This is a genomic window from Pantoea sp. JKS000250, from assembly GCF_003201065.1.
Classification (GTDB): domain Bacteria; phylum Pseudomonadota; class Gammaproteobacteria; order Enterobacterales; family Enterobacteriaceae; genus Pantoea; species Pantoea vagans.
Genome location: NZ_QICZ01000001.1, coordinates 977,615 through 999,876, shown reverse-complemented (window position 1 = coordinate 999,876; position 22,262 = coordinate 977,615). Strand labels below are relative to the sequence as shown.

General features: G+C 56.0%; 19 protein-coding genes and 1 tRNA gene. 11 read left to right on the top strand and 9 right to left on the bottom strand.

Translation table 11 applies throughout. The features are described 5' to 3' along the window. Positions 1-169: 169 nt before the first annotated feature. The 5 genes from BY447_RS04865 to ompC all read left to right on the top strand — a co-directional run bounded on the left by BY447_RS04865 (position 170) and on the right by ompC (position 8,791). On the top strand, positions 170-2,086 hold the full coding sequence (locus BY447_RS04865; protein WP_110330671.1) for an Ig-like domain-containing protein: 1,917 nt from the start codon (positions 170-172) through the stop codon (positions 2,084-2,086). Positions 2,087-2,391: 305 nt separating this feature from the next. Next, positions 2,392-3,747: a TolC family outer membrane protein gene (locus BY447_RS04860; RefSeq protein ID WP_013358552.1), complete on the top strand. Its 1,356-nt coding sequence runs from the start codon at positions 2,392-2,394 to the stop codon at positions 3,745-3,747. 16 nt (positions 3,748-3,763) lie between these two features. Then, complete coding sequence (locus BY447_RS04855; protein WP_110330670.1) at positions 3,764-5,908, top strand: type I secretion system permease/ATPase; 2,145 nt, start codon at positions 3,764-3,766, stop codon at positions 5,906-5,908. After that, entirely contained in the window at positions 5,905-7,074 is a 1,170-nt protein-coding gene (locus BY447_RS04850; protein ID WP_110330669.1) for an HlyD family efflux transporter periplasmic adaptor subunit, read from the top strand. The genes BY447_RS04855 and BY447_RS04850 overlap by 4 nt, the downstream gene beginning before the upstream one ends. A 598-nt stretch (positions 7,075-7,672) precedes the next feature. Next, a complete protein-coding gene (ompC, locus tag BY447_RS04845) occupies positions 7,673-8,791 on the top strand; it encodes a porin OmpC (protein ID WP_110330668.1) in 1,119 nt (372 codons plus the stop codon). Between the two features lie 26 nt (positions 8,792-8,817). On the opposite strand, the gene BY447_RS04840 is transcribed toward ompC, so the two are convergent. After that, the gene (locus tag BY447_RS04840; protein ID WP_013358548.1) at positions 8,818-9,012 is read right to left on the bottom strand and encodes a hypothetical protein; all 195 of its coding nucleotides are present in this window, start codon (positions 9,010-9,012) and stop codon (positions 8,818-8,820) included. A gap of 149 nt (positions 9,013-9,161) precedes the next feature. Then, on the bottom strand, positions 9,162-9,272 hold the full coding sequence (locus BY447_RS23360) for a hypothetical protein (RefSeq protein WP_013358547.1): 111 nt from the start codon (positions 9,270-9,272) through the stop codon (positions 9,162-9,164). Between the two features lie 172 nt (positions 9,273-9,444). Here BY447_RS23360 and apbE point away from each other — a divergent pair, with 172 nt between their 5' ends. The 3 genes from apbE to BY447_RS04825 all read left to right on the top strand — a co-directional run bounded on the left by apbE (position 9,445) and on the right by BY447_RS04825 (position 12,880). Further along, a complete protein-coding gene (gene apbE, locus BY447_RS04835) occupies positions 9,445-10,491 on the top strand; it encodes an FAD:protein FMN transferase ApbE (RefSeq protein WP_013358546.1) in 1,047 nt (348 codons plus the stop codon). Beyond that, positions 10,491-11,132 carry a DNA oxidative demethylase AlkB gene (gene alkB / locus BY447_RS04830; protein WP_033783711.1) on the top strand — a complete coding sequence of 214 codons (642 nt, stop codon included), beginning with the start codon at positions 10,491-10,493 and terminating at the stop codon, positions 11,130-11,132. The genes apbE and alkB overlap by 1 nt, the downstream gene beginning before the upstream one ends. 95 nt (positions 11,133-11,227) lie before the next feature. Next, entirely contained in the window at positions 11,228-12,880 is a 1,653-nt protein-coding gene (locus tag BY447_RS04825; protein ID WP_013358544.1) for a multidrug ABC transporter permease/ATP-binding protein, read from the top strand. Between the two features lie 155 nt (positions 12,881-13,035). On the opposite strand, the gene BY447_RS04820 is transcribed toward BY447_RS04825, so the two are convergent. The 5 genes from BY447_RS04820 to BY447_RS04800 form a co-directional block, all read right to left on the bottom strand. Then, complete coding sequence (locus BY447_RS04820; protein WP_013358543.1) at positions 13,036-13,752, bottom strand: 4'-phosphopantetheinyl transferase family protein; 717 nt, start codon at positions 13,750-13,752, stop codon at positions 13,036-13,038. Positions 13,753-13,824: 72 nt separating this feature from the next. Further along, on the bottom strand, positions 13,825-14,028 hold the full coding sequence (locus BY447_RS04815) for a hypothetical protein (protein ID WP_003854174.1): 204 nt from the start codon (positions 14,026-14,028) through the stop codon (positions 13,825-13,827). 439 nt (positions 14,029-14,467) lie between these two features. After that, a tRNA-Pro gene (locus BY447_RS04810) sits at positions 14,468-14,544 on the bottom strand. A gap of 73 nt (positions 14,545-14,617) precedes the next feature. Next, a complete protein-coding gene (yejM, locus tag BY447_RS04805; RefSeq protein WP_110330667.1) occupies positions 14,618-16,372 on the bottom strand; it encodes an LPS biosynthesis-modulating metalloenzyme YejM in 1,755 nt (584 codons plus the stop codon). A 22-nt stretch (positions 16,373-16,394) separates the two neighbouring features. Beyond that, positions 16,395-16,622 carry a YejL family protein gene (locus BY447_RS04800; protein WP_010248348.1) on the bottom strand — a complete coding sequence of 76 codons (228 nt, stop codon included), beginning with the start codon at positions 16,620-16,622 and terminating at the stop codon, positions 16,395-16,397. A gap of 158 nt (positions 16,623-16,780) precedes the next feature. Here BY447_RS04800 and yejK point away from each other — a divergent pair, with 158 nt between their 5' ends. Continuing rightward, a complete protein-coding gene (gene yejK, locus BY447_RS04795; RefSeq protein ID WP_110330666.1) occupies positions 16,781-17,785 on the top strand; it encodes a nucleoid-associated protein YejK in 1,005 nt (334 codons plus the stop codon). A 119-nt stretch (positions 17,786-17,904) separates the two neighbouring features. Here the strand turns inward: yejK and rplY are convergent, their stop codons facing one another. Both rplY and BY447_RS04785 read right to left on the bottom strand, forming a co-directional pair. Then, entirely contained in the window at positions 17,905-18,189 is a 285-nt protein-coding gene (gene rplY / locus BY447_RS04790) for a 50S ribosomal protein L25 (protein ID WP_013358540.1), read from the bottom strand. A 141-nt stretch (positions 18,190-18,330) separates the two neighbouring features. Continuing rightward, the gene (locus BY447_RS04785) at positions 18,331-20,085 is read right to left on the bottom strand and encodes a DEAD/DEAH box helicase (protein WP_110331911.1); all 1,755 of its coding nucleotides are present in this window, start codon (positions 20,083-20,085) and stop codon (positions 18,331-18,333) included. A gap of 155 nt (positions 20,086-20,240) precedes the next feature. Between BY447_RS04785 and rsuA the strand changes: the two genes are divergently transcribed. Both rsuA and BY447_RS04775 read left to right on the top strand, forming a co-directional pair. Then, complete coding sequence (gene rsuA, locus BY447_RS04780) at positions 20,241-20,960, top strand: 16S rRNA pseudouridine(516) synthase RsuA (RefSeq protein WP_110330665.1); 720 nt, start codon at positions 20,241-20,243, stop codon at positions 20,958-20,960. Between the two features lie 49 nt (positions 20,961-21,009). Next, entirely contained in the window at positions 21,010-22,206 is a 1,197-nt protein-coding gene (locus tag BY447_RS04775) for a Bcr/CflA family multidrug efflux MFS transporter (protein WP_013358537.1), read from the top strand. Positions 22,207-22,262: the final 56 nt, after the last annotated feature.

The window sequence follows — 22,262 nt, the reverse complement described above, 5'->3', positions numbered from 1 at the left end:
TTTGTCGCTTTTATCAGCGTCTTCTTTCATCATCCCTGTTACCTGCGGGTAATCAGTTCCGACCAGCGGAAACGGGCAGCGTCAGCTGACCCACTACCCATCGTCAGTCTTAACGTCCGGTTTATCCGGGCGTTTTAGTCTGCGTTTCTGTTCTGAACTGAGGTTACCTATGTCAACACGCGATACGCTTCGTTCCGTCCGGTTCGAATCTATTTTCCAGACGGCGGTGAGCGACTTTGCTGTCGCCGACAGCGCGCTGCCCGCCATTATTCCCGTGGCCACGCAGAGTCTCAATCTGCCCGTCACCCCTCTCTCTGCGGAGTTACCGCATAGCAGTCCGCTCAACTACAGTGCCCTGGCGCTTAGCGCGGTTGAGAGTACGTCACTCGCTGCTCTGCGCCCCTATGAACCGATTGCCAGAGATGGCGTCATTGCCGCCTGGGAGGCGCAAAAGCCGGTGCATCTGCGTGGCCGGGCTGAAGGCGAAGCGGGCTCAACGGTCACGCTGACGTTTAACGACCAGAGCTGGCACAGCACCGTTAACAAGTGGGGCTACTGGAACGCCTCCATGCCGGCTGATGCCCTGAAAGGCGTGCCGGATGGCAATCACAGTCTGGCGCTGACCATCACCGATAAAGCGGGCCACAGCACCACTACCGATGTCGATTTTGGTCTCTATGTTGATCGCACTATCAAACCGACCCTGACAGTAGACACGGTCAGTGGCGACAACGCGGTAAATATTGCTGAGAGCATTTACGGCGTTGAAATCAGCGGCAGCGCAACACACCTGCCGGCGGGGTCATTGCTGAAATTAACCCTGGGCACGCAGACCACCACTGCCCACATGGAAAGCGACGGCAAGTGGTATGGCACTTTCCAGGAAAGCGATATGCAGGCGCTGCAGGATGGCGTCTACAGCCTCAAAGTGACGGCGACCGATCCGAATGGAAAAACCGTAACCGACTATCACGACCTGACGCTGATTACCCACCTGAGTAGCCTGCCAAAAATTACCTTTGATAAGATCACGTCGGACGACGTGATTAATCTGGCGGAAACCCAGCAGGATCTGCTGCTGAGCGGCACGCTCTCTACCGTGATGCCGGGTCACCGGCTGGTGATCACCGGTGCCAACCAGAAAGATTATGCTGCCACAATAGGCGAGGATGGCCACTGGCAGGTGGTGATCCCGGCGGCGGATGTGCACGACTTTATTAATATTGGCGAGATCCGCGCCTGGTCGATCGACGGGGCCAATAACTACACGGATGCCACGCATGAGCTGAATATCCACACCGGCTTTATTCCGATCTACACCGAAATGGATCTGGGCGATGACATGACGCTTAACTATCAGGAGGCGCAGCACGATCTGAGCTTCTACGTTGAGGGCTGCAACACGCTGGAGATCAACGGCAAAACCTACCAGCCCGATGCGCAGGGCATGGTGACGCTTACCTCCGGCGAGCTGATGGCGCTGCCGGATGGCCCGGTCGCTGCCACCTTCTATCGCCACGATGAGTATGGCAACAGCGACACGCAGAACCGGGACGCCCTCTTTACCGTGGCCGTGCATCAGCGGCCAACTCTGACGCTGGACACCGCCTTTGATGACAACAAAATTGATGCCGCCGATGTGAACAGCTGGCATCTGATCCAGGGCAGCTCCAGCCATCTGCAACCGGGCAGCCTGGTAGAATTAACGCTGGGCGATCAACACTACAGCGCCAGCGTAAAAGCGGATGGTGGCTGGGCACTGACCATTCTGGCCGGGGAGCTGGCGCCGCTGGATGATGGTGAGTACCAGATGACGGTCAGCGGTATAGACAGTGCCGGTAATCTGGCCACGGCCAGCCAGACGGTGCAGGTGGTATCGCATACCGAAACGGCCAGCCTGATGGCGGATCAGACGGTGGATAACCTGCTGGAAACCGTCACGCTGACCCAGCAGGCGGAGACCGCGCACGTGGCGCACGCCTCCACGGCTTCTGCCGTTCCGCAGGAGAGTCATCTCTTCTCCAATGTTTCTTACACCCTTGCCGATCATCTGTTGCAGCATCCTGCGGCACAGCCGATAGTCTGACGCCAACACATTAGTAAAATCACTGCCTTCCGGACAGGTCTGTTAAGCCTGTCTGGATTGGCATGGATTGCTTTGCTGGTTGCTTTTCGTCCATAAAGGAGAAATATTAAAGAATTCATCTGTTTTTAGCAGGAATAAGCGCGGAATATGATCTAATAATGTTAAAGTTCGTTTAGCGTCGCCGCTTGCGAAACATAAATAAAATAACGCAATAAAACGGTCTGGCTCTGAGATACACCCCTTTTTGCTCGCTTTGTTCACCAGGAAAAACACCATGATGATAAGAACCCTTGCTGGTATGGATAATGAACAAAGCGCGATTAACTTTTTTGTTGTGCGCCCTGAGTGGCGTGGCAGTGCCCGCGGCCTTTGCCGCACCGTTACCGAAAGCCGAATTTAACTGGCGCGCCGCGCCAACCGAAGAACAGATTGCCAGCTTAACGCTGCGCGACGCCATTCTCCGGGCCTTTGCCCGCAATCCGAAAATCTCGGAAGCGGCGGCACAGATCCACGTCGGTGAGGGGGATCTGGATGCCGCCCGCAGCGCCTGGTATCCGCAGATCTCACTGCAGGGGGCCGCGGGACGCTCTCACCAGACCGACTCAGCCGGCAGTCTGAACAATAATGGCTCCGGCGGTATCACGCTCAGCCAGCTGCTTTACGACTTTGGCCGCACTGGCAGCGCCATTGATGAACAGCATGCCCTGTCAGAGGCCTATCGTTTCGGCCTGTTCGATTCGATGACGACCGTGGCGGAAGATACGCTGCAGGCCTACCTCGAAGTCAAACGCTACCAGGCGCTGTCTGAAACGGCGCACACCAATATCGCCTCGCTGCAGCGGGTACGGGATATCGCAAAACTGCGTGCCGATGCCGGACTCAATTCCCAGTCAGATGTTTTGCAGGCGGAAACCCGCATCGCCGCGATGCAGGCCACGCTGGAGCAATATCGCGCCCAGCTGCGTTCTGCCACCGCGCAGCTGACCGTGCTGACCGGTGTCGTGCCCGCCACGCTGCCCGAACTGCCCCAGGCGTTGCTGAAACAGCAGATCACCCTCGACAAAATTGCCTATGAAAGCAGCGCCGCAGTACGCAGCGCGCAGTCTAAACAGGAAGCTGCCCGTGAGCGGGTGCGCCAGGCTCAGTCCGGTCACTGGCCGACCATCAAAGTGCAGGCGGGCCGGACCCGCTATGAAAACGATCGTTCGTCTTACTGGGATGATGAAGTGCAGCTGCAGGTGGAAGCGCCGCTTTATCAGGGCGGCATGGTAAATGCCAAAACTGAGTCAGCGGAGGGCGATCGCGAAGCGGCACAGGCTGCGGTGCAGCAGGCCAAACTTGCCATCAATCAGAACGCCTCGACTGCCTATGCCGACATGATCGGGGCACAGCAGCGGCAGGCCGCCGGAGAAGTGCAGCTGGCCAGCGCCGACCATACCCGTAATGTCTACGCCGATGAATATCGTCTGAGTAAGCGCAGCCTGAACGACCTGCTGAGCGTGGAACAGGATGTGTTTCAGGCCGACAGCTCACGTATCACCGCGCTTTACGATGGCTGGGACGCCACCGTGCGCTATGCCGCCGCGGTAGACAATCTGCTCGATATCATGGGTATCGATCGCCAGCAAAGCAGCGGCGATCTCCTTCCTTCGCTGCAATAGCGATAAGGCATAAATAATGAGTACTTCAACCCTGAATACCGATAACTGGATTGCCGCCATGCTGCGCGTCGCCGCGCGATTCGGTAAACCTGCCGATGGTAAAACCCTGCGTCAGCAGATGCGCTGGTTTGAACATCTGCCAGTGTCGCAGCAGCTGGAGCGGCTTTCCGGGCTGCTCGGACTGCATCTGACCATGGTGCCGCAGAACAAACTGCGCTGGCGTCAGGAGATCACCCCGGTGGTGCTGGTGCTGGAAAATGCCAGCGTGGCGGTGCTGGAGAATATCGATTCTGACGGCAGCGCACGCTACTGGCTCAGTGAAGGCGGCGATGTGGTGCGTGAAAGCGCCTTATCGGAACTGCTGACGCGCGCTCAGGGCGATGTCGGCGTGATTGGCGTGGCGGCGCGTGGCCGGGATGCGCGTATCGACGAATTTGTTCAGCCCTATGAGCCGCACTGGTTCTGGAAAAACTTTCGTGGCATGGGTCGCCGTATTACCGAGATCTCGCTGGCCTCGGTGATCAGTAATGTGCTGGCGCTGGCCGGTATTCTCTTTTCGATGCAGGTCTACGATAGGGTGATTCCGGCGCAGTCGCAGTCCACGCTGTGGGTACTGTTTGTCGGGGTGCTGATCGCCGCAGCCATTGAGTATGTGATCCGGCTGATGCGAACTCAGGTGTCAGACTTAATGGGCAAACGCATCGACCTCAAAGTCTCCGCCATGCTGTTTGCCCGGGCGATGAGCATCCGTAATGAGGCGCGGCCAAAATCGACCGGCTCCTTTATTTCGCAGTTGCGTGAGATCGACCAGGTGCGTGAGTTGCTGACTTCAACCACGGTGGGTGCAGCAGCCGATCTGCCGTTTGTCATCCTGTTCCTGTTTATCATGTCGTTTGTGGGCGGCTGGCTGGTGCTGATCCCGCTGGCGGCAATCCCGCTGATCGTTATTCCCGGCCTGCTGGTGCAGATCCCGATGGCGCGGCTGGCCAAAGAGGGGCTGCGCGAGGGCGCGCTGCGCAATGCGGTGCTGGTGGAAACCATCGAAGGGATTGAGGATATCAAGGCGCTGCAGGCAGAACCCTATTTCCAGCGTCAGTGGGAACAGACCCACGAAGTCAGCGCTTCAATCAGCAATCAGCAGCGGTTATGGGGCGCACGCCTTACCGGCTGGGCATCGACCGTGCAGCAGCTCACCTATGCGGGGATGCTGGTGTTTGGTGTCTATCTGGTGCTCGATTCGCAAATCACCACCGGTACGCTGGTTGCCTGTAGCCTGCTCTCATCCCGCACCATCGCCCCATTAATGCAGCTGACCATGGTTTTCTCACGCTGGCAGCACGCCAAAATGGCGATGAAAGGACTGGATGAGCTGCTGAAAAAGCCGCTCGATCAGCCTGAAGCCGCCACGCTGGCGCACTGTCCGACGCTTACCGGCCAGTACGATTTGCGCAATGTCCATTACAGCTATGACGAAGAGAATGAAAAAAATGTGCTCCACGTGCAGCAGCTGCAGATCAAGCCCGGCGAGAAGATTGCCATTCTGGGCAAAGTCGGGGCAGGGAAGTCGACGCTCCTGAAGATCCTGGCCGGTCAGGCGCAGGCCACTCAGGGCAAAGTCATTGTCGATGGCGTCGACATTGAGTGTATCGATCCTGTCGATTTACGCCGTCAGCTCGGCTGGCTGTCGCATGATTCCCGTCTCTTCTTTGGCACGCTGCGGCAGAACCTGATGCTGGGTAATCCCCACGCCAGCGAACAGGAGATGCTGCAGGCGCTGCGCATCAGCGGCGCGCTGTCGCTGGTCCAGCAGGATGCCGCCAGTCTGGATCGTATTATCAATGAAGGCGGACGCGGGCTGTCAGGCGGGCAGCGTCAGATGGTGATGCTGAGCCGGATGATCCTGCGGCAGCCGCAGGTGGTGCTGCTGGATGAGCCGACTGCGGCCATGGATGAACAGCTGGAGGAACATGTGATCCGTCAGCTACAGGGCTGGATCAGTGGCCGGACGCTGGTGCTGGTGACGCATCGCCCGGCGCTGCTGAAGATGGTTGATAGGATTGTGGTGATGGATAACGGCCGGATTGTGGCCGATGGTCCGCGTGACGAGATCCTGCGCCGTGCGACGACGCCAGCGACGCCAGGGAAAGGAGATGCTGCATGAGTCTGGTTATTGTTGATAAAGATCTTGCCCGTCATGAGCGCCGGACATCGGCAATTATCTGGCTCTGCACCGCCGCGCTGGCGATTTTTCTTATCTGGGCGCACTTCGCCATTCTGGATGAGGTGACCGTCGGCACAGGTAAGGTAACACCTTCCAGCCGCGCGCAGGTGATTGACAGCCTGGACGGCGGCATCGTCAAACAGCTGAATGTGCATGAGGGCGATATTGTTGAGAAAGAGCAGGTGCTGGCGACGCTCGATCCGACGCGCTTCCAGTCCAACTTCGGCGAAGCGCAGGCCAAAGTGCGCACGCTGCGTGCCTCATCCGAAAGGCTTGAGGCGGAGTTGTCGGGCACGCCGCTGACGTTCAGCGCCGAAACCCTGAAGGAGCCGAACCTGGTCACGCGCGAACGGCAGCTCTACGAATCGCGTCGTCGTAATCTCACCGAAACCATCAGTAACCTGCAGCAGTCGCTGAAACTGGTACAGGATGAACTGCGGCTGACGGAACCGCTGGTGGCTAAGGGCGCGGCAGGACAGGTCGAGGTGATTCGTCTGCGCCGTCAGGTCAGCGATCTGCGCGGTAAAATTGATGAGGCGCGTAACGACTATCTGGTGCGTGCCCATGAAGAGCAGGTGAAAAACAATGCCGAACTGGATGCACAACTGCAGGTTGCTGCGGGCAAAGAGGATCAGCTGACGCGTGCTACGCTCTACTCGCCGGTACGCGGCATCGTCAAAGATATTCAGGTCACCACGGTCGGTGGCGTACTGGAGCCAGGCGGTAAGCTGATGGAAATCGTGCCGCTGGAGGATCAGCTGCTGATTGAGACGCGCATCAATCCACGTGATATCGCCTATATCCGCCCCGGTCTGGCCGCCACCGTAAAAGTGACCGCCTATGACTCTTCTATCTATGGCGACCTGCCCGGCGAAGTTGAAACGGTGTCGCCCGATACCCTGCAGGATGAGGTAAAACGCGATCAATATTACTATCGTGTTTACGTTCGTACCCAGAAAGCGGAGCTGACCAACCGTGCCGGACGAAAATTCCCGATTGTGCCGGGTATGGTGGCCAACGTGGAGATTAAAACCGGTCAGAAATCGGTCATGGACTATCTGATTAAGCCGCTGAATAAAGTCAAAGAATCGCTACGCGAGCGCTGAAAATCAGCACCATTCCCACTCTCCGCCTGCTTAATTACGGTGATAAATTAACATGGCGGATATTTCATCATTCCGTGTGCAAAGCGTGCGCGATTTAACACTCTGTGCGGAAGTAAGGCAGAGTTAATTTAACCCGCTTAAGAAAGTTTACGCAGATATAACGGAACGGCAAATTTCAGACAAAAAAATGCCGGACGATTTGTCCGGCGGGAAATAATAAGTTGTACATCTCATTCGGGGAGAATGAAGGTAATAATGGAATAAATGATGATAGCGGAGTCTATTCTATTACCAGATCCCGCAAAAGTTTTATCATTCAGTGCTTCATAAAGGTCTGATGCAACCTGTTGATAACAAAGAATACCAATTGAGATTGACGATTCGTGCGCTGATTTTTATCGATCCGTGCTGGTTATTAGTTCCCCGGTATTTACATTAAGAAATAACTGTTTCGACTTATGAAACACTTTTGGAAATTTAGTAGCATTTTCCTGGTGGATTATTGCCCGTTATATAACAACAATGGCCTGCCGGCTGAATTTTTAATCATTCAGTTCGCAGTGGCAAATAATAAAGGCACATAACAGAGGGTAATAAAATGAAACGTCGCGTTCTCTCCCTGGTGATCCCTGCATTGCTGGTTGCAGCAGGATCAGCAAACGCAGCTGAAATCTATAACAAAGACGGCAACAAATTAGACCTCTTCGGTAAAGTTGACGGTCTGCACTACTTCTCTGATAACGACAGCTCTGACGGCGACCAATCCTACGTTCGCTTCGGCTTCAAAGGTGAAACCGAAATCAGCAATGAGCTGACCGGTTACGGCCAGTGGGAATATCAGGCCGCGCTGAACAACGCCGAGTCTCAGGGCACTGCTGACAGCTTCACCCGTGTCGGCTTTGCCGGCGTGAAATTTGGGGATGCAGGCTCGTTCGACTACGGTCGTAACTACGGCGTAGCCTACGACATCGGCGCATGGACCGACGTGCTGCCCGAGTTTGGTGGCGATACCTATGGCGCGGATAACTTCATGTATCAGCGCGGTAACGGCATGGCGACCTACCGCAACAATAACTTCTTTGGTCTGGTGGATGGCTGGAACTTTGCAGTCCAGTATCAGGGCAAGAATGGCAACAGCAGCGAATCACCTAATGGCCGCGACGTACTGGGCCAGAACGGCGACGGCTGGGGTCTGAGCACCACCTATGATCTGGGTCAGGGCTTCGGCATTGGCGCAGCAGCTTTCCAGTCTGACCGTACCAACGATCAGAACAGCGCAACGTCAGGTATTCTTGGCCGCGGCGATAAAGCGGAAGTGTACACAGGCGGTCTGAAATATGACGCGAACAATGTCTATCTGGCAGCGATGTACTCACGTGCTTACAATGCGACCCGCTTTGGTGACAGCAGTGACACCTCTTCAGCTTACGGGTATGCGGATAAAGCGGATAACTGGGAACTGGTTGCACAGTATCAGTTTGACTTCGGCCTGCGTCCATCCCTGGCCTATGTCACCTCACGCGGCACCGATGTTCAGAACTGGGGCAAACAGAATCTGAAAAAATATATCGATGTTGGCGCGACGTACTACTTCAACAAAAACATGTCTACCTATGTTGATTACCAGATCAACCTGCTGGACGACAACGCCTTCACCGACGCAGCCGGTATCAATACCGACGACGTGGTGGCACTGGGTCTGGTTTACCAGTTCTAAATGTTCTGAGTTGTCAGGGAGCGCAGTTACCGCTGCGCTCCTGCATCACCTTCCGGGCTGAGCGCTTCAGCCTTTTGCCACTTTGTGGGTTCTGGTGCTGTTGTTACCGACGACACAACACTGCCGAATCGTGCACCTTCAAATGCGACACCTGCCAGCGTAAAGGCTGAAAAGCTCAGCCAGTGATGCCATGCTGTTGGCCACTTCTGTGAATTTTTCATTCTGCACCTCTCAGAGATAAACACTGTTTCAACAGTGCAGAATTCATGCCAGCTTTACCGCTCTCACAGCCACAGACGGCGCGCCCGTTTTGGTACACTTGCCGCGCGCGTCAGAGAGGCATTGCCCCAATCAGGTGCAGCCAGGCCTGTTAATGGCGCGGCCGGGAAGGCGTCATATGACGATGACGACGCTGTTCGACCACTTTATAACTTCCATAAACAAACAGACCCAGGGCAATAACGAGAATCGCATAAATCATCTGTAGCTCCTTACTTTGAATTAATGTTTATCGCCTGTCGGGAGGCGGGGTCAGGATAGATGACCGGTGAATGTTCTCGTGATTCAGAAAAATATTCAACGCTATTTAAGCTAATTTACCCGAAGTTTATGCTTTGTAGCAGAGCTGAATAAAGTGTTACAAGTGAGGGAAGATGCGTTCTCAGATTAATCTGCTGTTTATAGCGATACTGGTACTGATGTTAGCAGCCTGTGATAAGCCAGCGGCAACAACCGCACTGGTACTGGAAGGAAAAACGATGGGGACCGTCTGGCGTGTGAGCCTGGCGGGAGTAGAGAGCGAACGTAAAGCGGAGCTGCAGCAGCGCATTCAGCAGCGGCTGGACGCGGATGATGCTGAACTCTCAACCTGGAAAGCCGATTCCGTGCTATCGCGCTTCAACCAGAGCCGGGAGCTGTCACCGCAGCCGGTGAGTGAAAATATGGCGGATATTGTCATCACCTCTTTGCGAATTGGCCGCCAAACCGGCGGGGCGATGGATATCACCGTCGGGCCACTGGTTAACCTGTGGGGTTTTGGGCCGACGAAACAGCCTGGTCATACGCCGGATGCGGCACAGATCGCTGCCGCCCGGGCGCAGACCGGGTTACAGCATCTGCGGGTGGTGCAGGGTGCAGACGGGCAGTGGCTGCAGAAAGATCTGCCTGACCTTTATGTGGATCTCTCAACGGTGGGCGAGGGCTTCGCTACCGATCATCTGGCGCGGCTGATGGAGCAGCTCGGCATCAACAACTATCTGGTGTCGGTCGGGGGTGCGGTGCTGAGTCGTGGTCTGAATGCGCAGCAGCAGCCGTGGCGTGTGGCGATTCAGAAACCGACCGATCGCGAAAATGCGGTTCAGGCGCGCGTTGATTTGCAGGGACACGGTATCAGCACCTCCGGCAGTTATCGCAACTATTATGAACTGGACGGCAAGCGCATTTCTCATGTGATCGATCCCGTTACCGGACGGCCCATTGAGCATAAACTGGTCTCCGCCACGGTGATCGCCACTACGGCACTGGAAGCCGACGGTTGGGATACCGGATTGATGGTACTCGGCACTGAAAAAGCCAAAGCACTGGCGATAAAAGAGCATCTGGCGGTCTATCTGATTAGTAAGCAGGGCGATAAATTTGCCAGCTGGATGTCGCCACAGTTTGCTGCCTTCCTGATCCCCGACAAATCCGGAGAACCCTGATGTTAGATCTTTTTAGTGAAGAGCAACCCTGGCAGGAGCCGCTGGCTGAAGGAGCTGTGATCCTGCGGCGTCGCGCGCGCGAAGAGGCAGAAGCGCTTTATCAGCAGATCATGACGATTGCGGAACAGAACCCGTTTGCCCATCGCATTACGCCCGGCGGCCATCGCATGTCGGTGGCGATGACCAACTGCGGCGATTTTGGCTGGTCGGTGGATTCACGTGGCTACAATTATCAGCAGCAGGACAACCTCAACGGACGTCAATGGCCACCCATGCCACCGCTGTTTCGTACTCTGGCAAAGCAGGCGGCATCAGAGGCAGGATTTCCTGACTTTAATCCGGATGCCTGCCTGCTTAATCGCTATGAACCGGGCGCGAAGCTGACGCTGCATCAGGATAAAGATGAGAAAGATCTGCGCCAGCCTATCGTTTCGGTGTCGCTGGGCTTGCCGGCGGTTTTCCAGTTTGGCGGCTTCGAGCGCGGCGACACGACTCAGCGTGTGCTGCTGGAACATGGCGATATTGTGGTGTGGGGCGGGCCGTCGCGCCTGCGTTATCACGGCATCCTGCCGCTAAAGCCAGGCGTTCATCCGCTGGCCGGTCCCTGGCGTTATAACCTGACGTTTCGCCGCGCCTTTTGACCCGCCACGCCGGTTATGGCGTGGTGAGAATAACTATTGCTATCATTTGGCATCCCATTACACTGCAGGCTGTTTTTAGCTGATGGATTGCCTGCATGACGTTGTTAAGCGTTGTTTTTCGCCAGTTCCGCTGGCCTTTTCTCGGGGTGATTGCGCTGACGTTGTTAAGCGCCGTGCTGGGTATCGGCATGATCGCCTTCATTAATCGCGAAATGATTGTCGCCATTAACACCTCCTTTGCGGTATTGCCGCAGTTTCTGTTGCAGTTAGTGGTGCTGATGGCGGTGACGCTGGCCTCGCAGCTGGCGCTGACGATGCTTGGCCATCAGTTTGTCTGGCGACTGCGCGGCGAGTTTATTAAGCGTATCCTCGATTCCCGGGTTGAGCGCATCGAGCAACTCGGCAGTGCGCAGCTGCTGGCGGGGCTGACGAGCGATGTGCGGGCGATTACGCTGGCCTTTGTACGCCTGCCGGAGCTGTTTCAGGGCGTCATCATTACGCTTGGCTCGGCAATTTATCTCGCCTGGCTGTCGCCCAAAATGCTGCTGGTGACCAGTCTCTGGCTGGGTGTCACGCTGGTGGGCGGCTGGATGCTGGTTTCACGCGTGTATCAGCACATGGCAAAGCTGCGGGAAATCGAAGATAACCTCTATCGCGATTACCAGACGGTGATTGAAGGGCGCAAAGAGCTGCAGCTTAACCGCTCCCGTGCACAGCAGGTCTATGACACCGTGTATCAGGAAGATGCCCGCGCCTGGCGTCATCATATTGTACGCGCGGATACTTACCATCTCAGTGCGGTTAACTGGTCAAATATCATGACGCTAGGCGCTATCGGCATGGTCTTTTTTATGGCTAACAGCCTGGGCTGGGCTAATACCGCCGTCGCCGCCACCTTTTCCCTGACGCTGCTTTTCTTACGCACGCCGCTGCTCTCGGCGGTGGGTGCGTTACCGACGTTGCTCAGTGCCCAGGTCGCTTTCCGTAAGCTCAACGCCTTTGACCTCGCGCCTTATCAGCCCGGGTTTCATGCCCCATCTGCCGTCTCTGACTGGCAGACACTGGAGCTGCGCGACGTCTCTTTTCACTATGGTGATAATGGCTTCCAGGTGGGACCAATTAACCTGACGCTGCGCCGGGGAGAACTGGTGTTCCTGATTGGCGGCAACGGTAGCGGGAAATCGACGCTGGCGATGCTGATGACCGGACTTTATCAGCCGCAGTCCGGCACGCTGCTGCTTGATGGTAAAGCGATCACGGCTGACGAGCTGGATGTGTGGCGCAGCCAGTTCTCGGCAGTCTTTACCGACCTGCATCTGTTTGACCGGTTAATCGGACGGGAAGGGGTTGCGGCTAATCCGGCGCTGGTTCAGCAGTGGCTGGAGCGGCTGAAGATGCAGGACAAACTGAAGATTGAAGGCAACAAAGTGCTGAACCTGCGGCTATCTAAAGGGCAGAGTAAGCGACTGGCGCTGCTGCTGGCGGTGGCGGAAGAGCGCGATGTGCTGTTACTGGATGAGTGGGCGGCCGATCAGGATCCCCATTTTCGCCGCATCTTTTATCGCGAGCTGCTGCCGTGGTTGCAGCAGGCGGGTAAAACGGTGTTTGCCATCAGCCATGACGATCACTACTTCATTCATGCCGACCGGCTGCTGGAGATGCGCGAAGGCCAGTTAACGGAGCTGACCGGTAATGAGCGCGATCTCGCCACGCTCGACTCGGTCAAGCGCACCGACACCGGGCTTTGACGGCAGCTGGCAAAACTTAGCAGAAAAGCGCACTGGCGTGCTGCGCGTCAGAAAGGCTACTTTAGCAATCAGCAGAAACGTCGGTTTCTGCCATCCTGAAACGTCTTCTTTCGTCTGTGTTTACCCCGGCTAAATACCCTTGTTTAGCCGGTTTTTTAAAGCTGATGCGTGATCAGGGTGATGACCTGATTCTCCTGCCACATAAAGTCCGCTTGCAGTAACGTCCCCCTCGCAAAGCGCTCGCCGACGTGCTGAGTCAGGCTCAGCGTGGCAGTTTTCTGCGCGAAATCTACGGACACCAGTGCCGCATCCAGAAAGTCCATCGGCTGATGCAGTTGTGGCCATAGCGCTTTATATACGCTTTCTTTGAGCGAGAAGAGCAGGGTGGCGGCCGCACTGAAGGAGACGGGCAGCGTCCGCAACAGCTGCTGTTCCTGCTCGTTCATCAGCAGCGTTGCCGTTTCCTGTGCCGTGGTCTCTGACATCAACTGCTCGACATCAATGCCAACTGCGCAGGGCTGACGGGTAGCCGCCACGACGACGACACCACTACTGTGTGACAGTGACGCCTGAATGCCGGCAGGCCAGAGGGGAGATCGGTCGGGAGCGTTAGTCAGAATGAAATCATTAATGCCCAGTTCTGCCATTACTGACCGGGCAAGTAACCGGCTGGCAAGATATTCCGCACGTCTTTTATTGACCGCCTGCTGCAGTCGGGCGGGCAGTGGAATACCCCATTCGACAGCCAGCGCGTCATGATATTTTTGTGGGTCAAAGTGACTCACCGCCAGCAAAGGATCGCTGTGGTTAAGATGACAGGAAAGGATAAAGCCGCCTGCAACAGGCGGCAGCGGCAGGTCGGGATAGCGCATGCGAAACCATCATCAGAACCCAAAAAGGCATTTAATCAGGCGCGATGGTTCAGGGCAAGCAGCCCGCCGCAATCAGTCGTTGGGAGGAATGGCAAAACTTTTAAGAGAAACAACGAAATGGTGGTGACCCCTGCTGATGCGTGCACCCCGGTCGCACCAGTGGCTCGCCAGACGAAAGAAATCGTCGCTGCCAATGTCATACGCCAGTTCCACTTTGCTAATGCCTGAATGAAGTAACGCTTCTGCATCTTTCAGGCTTTTCGCTTTGATCGCCATAAAAATTATCCGTCAATTTCTGGGGAGTTCAGGGTAGTTATTTTCTGTGACATTTTTGTTTCAGTTTGATGAAAAAGCGCAGCGGGTGGCTACTTTTATGAGGCGGATCAGGCTTTTTTGCAAGCTTTAACCTGATGATTACATGAGGAATGTTAACCCCGTTCGGGATTAATCTGAATATTAAGCAATGGGAAGCAGCGACAGAGAAAGGCCGCGTCAGACGCGGCCCTGTGGGTTACTTTTCGTCTGGCGGGGAAGGTTGCTTATCGCCGGACTCAGGTGCTTCGGTTGGATCGTCTTTTTCGATGAATGTCATGAACTCTCCTCTTGTTACCCACACGTTTTGAAGTATAGATCGGATTGCTGGACGTGCTAGGGAAGTTAAAGTCTGACGACAGAAACGAAAAAAGCAGCCTTTTGGGCTGCTTTTCAGGGAATTTGGTCGGCACGAGAGGATTTGAACCTCCGACCCCGGACACCCCATGACCGTGCGCTACCAGGCTGCGCTACGTGCCGAACACTGGAAGATAAGTCTACTGGTTATCGTCATGAATGCAAGATACCCGCAAACTATTTGCCTGATAATTAATCAGTTAGCGATAAACCGCTTCTCCTCGGTGAGTACCTGCAACAGCAATGCCAGCTCTGGCTTGTGATCTTTAAGCGCGTTGCCCTGCGCATCATAAGCGCGATAGCTGCCGTTGTTGTTGAGCACCAGCGTCACCTGCGGCGTGGTAATGATCAGTTTATTCTCTTCGCTGCTGGCGACCCAGTCATGGCGACGACGCGCTGCAAACAGATCTTCACCCTGCGAGTAATTCACCGGATTGGTCCGCACATGCAGCAGGCGCTGCATCAGCGTCGCCATCACATCCTGATGATCCGAAAGGCGATCAACCGTCTGCGCGGGGGTGTCAGGCCAGTGAATCACTAACGGCACCTGCAACGTCTGGCGGTTTCCGGCACTGTCAGGATTGCCATCCAGCGCCAGACCACGCTGCGCGGTGATCACCACCACGGTGTTCTTCAGCAAATCACGTGCCTGCAGGCTGCTGAGCACCGCGTGAATCTGTTCATCAACAGCCGGAGCCTGACGCAGATAGCTGCGCTGACGCGCTTTGGCACTGTCGCCGGTCACATCAGGGCCGTTCAGGGCGATCCATGAGAACCAGGGCGCCTGTGAATCTTTCTGTTTCTCCAGCCAGTTCTGCCATTGCGCCACGGTGCTGGCGTTGGGCTGACTGCTGGTGGCAGGCAGTGAATAATCGGTCAGCAATGCCTGGCGGTAGAGCGGCGGATTAAAGCCTTCTGAGGAGAACAGGCCAAACTGATAACCCTGGGTACTCAATGCACCCAGCAGGGCAGACGGCGTCCGGGAGGCCAGAATGCCGTTCATGTAGCTGGAGGAGATACCGTAGAACAGGCCGAATAAGCCTTTCTCCGGCGTATCACCCGCGCTGTAGTGCTGCGTGAAACGCACGTTCTCGCTGGCAAACTGATTGAGTTGCGGCAGCGCTTTGGCCAGCGTGGCGTTGTTCAGACTATCGACGGTCAGCACCAGCAGGTTATTGCGTGTCCCGGCGTCACGGAAAGTAATGTCGCTCAGCGGATACTCTACCGCCAGCGCTTCCGGATCCCCCTGCTGAACCAGACGGCGCTGATACTCCTGCGCATCCAGCAAGCCGTGACGTTCCAGGAAGCGGCGGGCGGTCATCGGATAGGAGAGCGGCAGATTGGCTCGCTGCATGGTAATCGGGCGATAGAAGTTGGCATCGGCCCAGATATACATCAGGTGGCTGGCAAAGAAGGCGCTGATAAACAGAGCTGCGACAGGTTTACCAAATGAACGGCGATTGAGGCTGCGCAGCTTCTGCCAGCTCCAGGTCGCAAACAGCATCTCGACCAGGAAAATCAGCGGCACGCTGATAAACATCAGCTGCCAGTCACGCGCCATCTCGCTCTGATCGGGGTTAATGACCAGTTCCCACACCACCGGATTCAGGTGCAGGTGGAAACGGCTGAAGACCGCACTGTCGACCATCACCAGCGTCAGCCCGGACGTCGCAATCACCGCAGATAACACCCGCATCAGCCGTTGCGACATCACCACAAAGGTCAGCGGGAAAATAATCAGCAGATAAGCGGCAAACACGACAAAACTGAAGTGGCCAACCCAGCTGGTATAGGCGTAGATACGCCCCGCCAGCGAAGAAGGCCAGTCGGCGACCAACAGGTAGCGACTGCCTAAAATCAGCGCGAATAAGATATTAAACAGAGCAAACCAGTGCCCCCAACTGATCATCTGGGAGACTTTTTCGCGGTAGCGCTGCCGGTTGGTTACCATATTATGAAGTCAAATCAGCCAATTAATGAGCGTTGTCGTCGCGCACAGATGCCTGAAGGGCATCGGCGAAAGAGCGTGCCAGTGAACGACGTTGCGCCGGAGCGACATCGCTGTTAATTAAGTTGGTCACCATATTTCCCAGTACCATCAGGGAGAGGTCGGTGGGGGCTTTATCCTTGTGCAGGATTTGGGCCATTTCCGCGAGGAGTTGTTCCACGCGTTCGTCACTGTAGCGTGATGATTGTGCCATATCGTCGTCTAAGCTCATTTCAAAAGGCGATATATTACCGGAACAGCGCACTTTTTACCGCAATTTTATCGAAAGTACCGCGTTCGCTTTCAGCATGGAGTTGAAAGCCGATGCTGGCGGTGTTTGAATACGCGCCTGTGCTAAAAGGAGAGTCTACCATGAGTCTGGATATCGACCAGATTGCCCTGCATCAGTTAATCAAACGCGATGAAAACCAGCTTGAACTGGCGCTGCGCGATTCGCTGCTGCCTGCCACCAACACGGTCAACGCGATGGTGGAAGAGTTACACCGGGTTTACAGCGCAAAAAGCAAAGCCTATGGCCTGTTCAACGCTGAGAGTGAACTGGCAGAAGCGCTGCGTAATTGTCGTAAGGGCAACGATGATTTTCTCGCTTTTAGCCGTGCCGCGACCGGTCGTCTGCGCGACGAGCTGGCAAAATACCCGTTTGCGGAAGGCGGCGTGGTGCTGTTTATTCACTATCGCTATCTGGCGGTGGAGTACCTGCTGATTGCGGTGCTGAACAGCCAGTCCAGCATGCGCGTCAATGAGCAGCTGGATATCAGCAGCACGCATTATCTCGATATCAATCATGCGGACATCGTAGCGCGTATCGACTTGACCGAATGGGAAACCAACCCGGAATCGACCCGTTACCTGACCTTCCTGCGCGGCCGCATTGGTCGTAAGGTCGCTGACTTCTTTATGGACTTCCTCGGAGCCGAAGTGGGATTAGACACTAAGGCGCAGAACCGCGGTCTGTTGCAGGCGGTCGATGACTACTGCAACGAATCGGAACTGGACAAGCAGGAGCGGCAGAACTATCGCCAGCAGGTTTACAGCTACTGCAACGAGCAGCTGCAGGCGGGCGAAGAGATTGCGCTGGAAGATCTGTCGAGCGAACTGCCACCGCTGGGCGAAAGAACCTTCCAGGCCTTTACCCAGGAGCAGGGCTACGAGTTGGAAGAGAGCTTCCCTGCGGATCGCAGCACGTTGCGTCAGCTGACAAAGTTTGCCGGAAGCGGCGGGGGACTGACCCTGAACTTTGATGCGATGTTGCTGGGTGAACGCATTTTCTGGGATCCGGCCACGGACACTCTGACGATTAAAGGCACACCGCCTAATCTGCGCGATCAGCTCCAGCGCCGCACCAGCAGCAAATAAAAAAAGCCGGGCTTAGCCCGGCTCTGTTGCCTGATACGTCGATTGTCCTGTTGTATCAGCGACAAAATAAAAGGGCCGGTTTCTCAACCGGCCCTTTTATTTTTCAACGTAATTCGCGATTAAGCGCGAACGAAGTCGATGTGGAACAGTTTTGGCTTGAACGGGTGACGCTGAACAGCCTGAACTTTCACTTTAGTTTCTTTGCCGTCAACTGACAGGGTCAGAACTTCGTCGTAGAAACCTGGCTTAGCCTGCAGGTTCATTACTGAGTCGTGATCCAGATCGATGGCAACAGCCGCTTCAGAACCACCGTAGATGATGGCCGGGAAACGGTTTGCTGTACGCAGGCGGCGGCTCGCACCCTTACCCTGCTCTTTACGTTCTACTGCATTGATAGTGAGCATTAATATATCTCTTTATTTAATCCTGCTACAGGCGACCCAGTAACAGGCAGGTTATTCAATCCCGCTGATGCACATGCAAAAGCGGGCGGCAGTATAGCCGTTATGCCAGGTGGTAGCAAACGATATACCCGCCAGCAGGGATTACCGCAGCTCATTGGCGCGGCGATAACGACCCTGATAATCAAACATTTTCTCGCGGATTTGCCAGAACTGGCCTTTGGCGCGCGCCACGACAAAGTCGGGATGTCGCAGCAGGGGCTGCAACGCCAGCACGTCAGCGGCGGTCTGCCAGCCCAGCGGTACGCCGGGCGCGCGCTGATGCGGGCGCATAAAGAGCTGTTCAAACGCCTTACGCTGGGCGGGTGTCTGCAGGCGAAACCGTTCGCTGACGCTGGTGCCTTCCTCATCATGATAAGTTGCCTTCAGCCATTCACCTTTGGCGTCGCGGCCCTGTTCCAGCGTCATACCGCCACAGCGCAGCACCAGCGCATCCTTCAGTTTCAGGGCAGCTTTAAGCATATCGTCCGGGTCGACCAGAATTTTGTCGCACTGATGGCAGCGCCGGGCGGCAATATCATTCTCTGCGCCACAGTCAGGGCAGCTTTTAAAGCGGAAGCGGAAATCACACTGTTCGCGCTCACCCTCATCATCTTCCAGCACGCCCTGACAGCGTCGGCCAAAATGCTCAATCACCATGCCATCGGCGGTCGCCTTGCCCCAGAAGGTGTTGGCGAAACCGCAGGCGGGACAGAAAACCTGCACCGGCTGGTTGTCGCTCTTACCTTTAGGCGTGCCGACTTCGGGCGTAAAAAGGTCATGCGGATTACCGGCATAATCCAGGATAAGACAGTCGGTTTTACCGGGCGAGAGCCGCAGCCCGCGGCCGACGATTTGCTGGTAGAGGCTCACTGACTCGGTCGGGCGCAGGATCGCAATCAGATCCACGTGCGGAGCATCAAACCCGGTGGTCAGCACCGCCACGTTCACCAGGAATTTCAGCTGCTGCGCTTTAAACGCCAGAATCAGGGCATCACGCTCGCGGGCGGGGGTGTCGGCAGAGACCAGCGCGCTGTTTTCAGGCAGCAGCTGCAGAATTTCCCGCGCATGCTCTACCGTTGAGGCGAAAATCATCACCCCCAGCCGATCTTCAGCGAACTCCACAATCTGCCGGATGATATGGGGCGTTACGCGCTGCTGCTGTTTCAGCTCGCGATTCAGATCGGCTTCGCTGAACAGGCCGTTAGACTGTGCCGTCAGGCGGCTGAAATCATACTGCACCACCGGCATATCCAGCCGCTCAGGCGGCACCAGGAACTGATGCTTGATCATATAGCGTAGCGGCAGCTCATAAATGCAGTCGCGGAACAGCGACTTTTCGTCGCCACGTACCATGCCGTGATAGTGGAACTGATAAATCCAGCCTTTACCCAGCCGGAACGGCGTGGCGGTCAGGCCGAGTAAACGGAGCTGAGGATTGTGCTGACGCAGATGGTTGAAGATCTGCTGATACTGGCTCTCTTTGTCATCGCCGATGCGGTGGCACTCATCGACGATCACCAGCGAGAAGGCGCTGTCGAACAGGTCGAGGTTACGCGCCACCGACTGTACGCTGCCAAACACCACTTTGCGCTGGCTCTCTTTGCGCTGCAGGCCGGCGGCAAAAATATCGGCCTCCAGTCCGTAAGCCTGATATTTGCTGTGGTTCTGTGCCACCAGCTCTTTGACGTGCGCCAGCACCAGCACCCGGCCACGCGCCAGCCGTGCCAGCTCGGCAATCACCAGACTTTTTCCGGCACCGGTTGGCAGCACAATAACGGCGGGCTCCTGATGGCGACGGAAATGCGCCACGGTAGCATTCACCGCATCCTGTTGATAGGGGCGTAAGGTAAAAGACATGTTGCTCACTTTTATAAAACTGGTGGTAATTATGCCATGAAAGGGCGGTAAACGCGCTGTCAGGCTGGCGCGGATCACGTTATACTTCCCGCACATTTTCAACGGTTAACCAGGCCGTTTCAGATTCCCTCCGCAGTAACAGGCAAAACGAATTCATGCGACTCGACAAATTCATCTCTCAGCAACTGGAAATCAGCCGCGCTATCGCTCATCGCGAGATCCGTGGTCAGCGTGTCACCGTCAACGGTGAAGTGGTACGCGACACCGCGTTTAAACTGCTGCCCGACCACGAAGTCGCCTACGACGGCAACGTGCTGCAGATGCTCACCGGCCCACGCTACTTTATGCTGAACAAACCGCAGGGCTACGTCTGCTCAACCGACGATCCCGATCATCCGACTATCCTCTATTTCATCGAAGAGCCAATGTCATTCAAACTGCACGCGGCAGGGCGTCTTGATATTGACACCACCGGGCTGGTGCTGCTGACAGATGATGGCCAGTGGTCACACCGCATTACCTCGCCACGTCATCACTGCGAGAAAACCTATCGTGTTACCCTGGAATCGCCGATCGGTGACGATACGGCCGCGCAGTTTACCGCGGGCGTGCAGCTCCACAATGAGAAGGACCTGACGAAACCGGCACAGCTGGAGGTGATTACCCCCACAGACGTGCGGCTGACCCTGAGAGAAGGCCGCTATCACCAGGTGAAACGGATGTTTGCCGCCGTCGGCAACCGGGTCATTGAGCTGCATCGCGAACGTATCGGTGACATTGCGCTGGACGACGATCTGGAACCGGGCGAATACCGGGCGCTGACAGAAGACGAGATCGCCAGTATCGGTCTGCCAAAAGAGCTGCAGGCAAAATAACCGGGCGGGCCAGGCGGCCCGTACCTGATTCATTTGTGCAGGAGAGGGTGTGCGTAAGGAAAAGAATTCGCCAACAGGACTGGTTGTCATCCTTGGTCTGTTAGCCATGCTGATGCCATTGTCGATCGACATGTATCTGCCTGCGATGCCGCAGATTGCGCGTGAGTTCGGTGTGTCAGCCGGTAGCGTGCAGATGTCGCTTAACCTCTACATCCTTGGCTTCGCGATTGGCCAGCTTATCTATGGGCCACTGGCAGACAGTTATGGGCGTAAGCCGGTGATTGCACTCGGCACCCTGATCTTCGCCTGTGCCGCCGCGGCCTGTGCGCTGTCGCAGAGCATCGACCAGCTAATTCTGATGCGCTTCCTGCACGGGCTGTCGGCTGCCGCAGCCAGTGTGGTGATTAATGCCCTGATGCGTGACAGTTACTCGAAAGAGGACTTCTCGCGCATGATGTCCTTTGTGATGCTGATTACCACCATTGCGCCGCTGCTGGCCCCGATTATCGGGGGCTGGCTGCTGGTGCTCTGGAGCTGGCATGCCATCTTCTGGGCGCTTGCGGGCGCGGCACTGGTGACGACGGTGCTGGTCACCACGCAGATCCGCGAAACCCTGAAGCCGGAGCAGCGACAGCGGTTTCACCTGCGCACCACGCTGGGCAATTTCGTGACCCTGTTCCGCCACAAGCGGGCGTTCAGCTATATGCTGGCAAGCGGCTTCTCCTTTGCCGGGCTGTTTACCTTTCTCAATGCTGGCCCCTTTGTTTACATCGAGCTGAATCACGTCTCACCGCAAAACTTTGGCTACTACTTTGGCCTTAACGTGGTGTTTCTGTTTCTGCTGACGCTGATTAACAGCCGCGCCGTGCGCCGCTTTGGCCCGGTGGCAATGTTCCGGCTGGGCCTGCTGATTCAGTTCTGCATGGGGATCTGGCTGCTGATTGTCAGCGCTTTCAGCCTCGGTTTCCTGCCGCTGGTGATGGGGATCGCGCTGTTTATCGGCTGTGTGTCGATGGTCTCATCGAATGCGATGGCGGTGATCCTGGATGAGTTCCCGCACATGGCGGGCACGGCCTCGTCCCTGGCGGGCACGCTGCGTTTTGGCGTCGGCGCGTTTGTCGGTGCGTTGCTGTCGCTGGTGAGTTTTAACAGCGCCTGGCCGATGGTCGGCACTATCGCACTCTGCGCAACAATCTCTCTGTTGCTCTTTTTCTACGCTTCACGTTCCCGCACTGCGCCCCGTTAATCGGGCGCAGTGGTTTTCCCGCCGTTGTCCGCAGTGATGCACATCTCGCCGGTTTT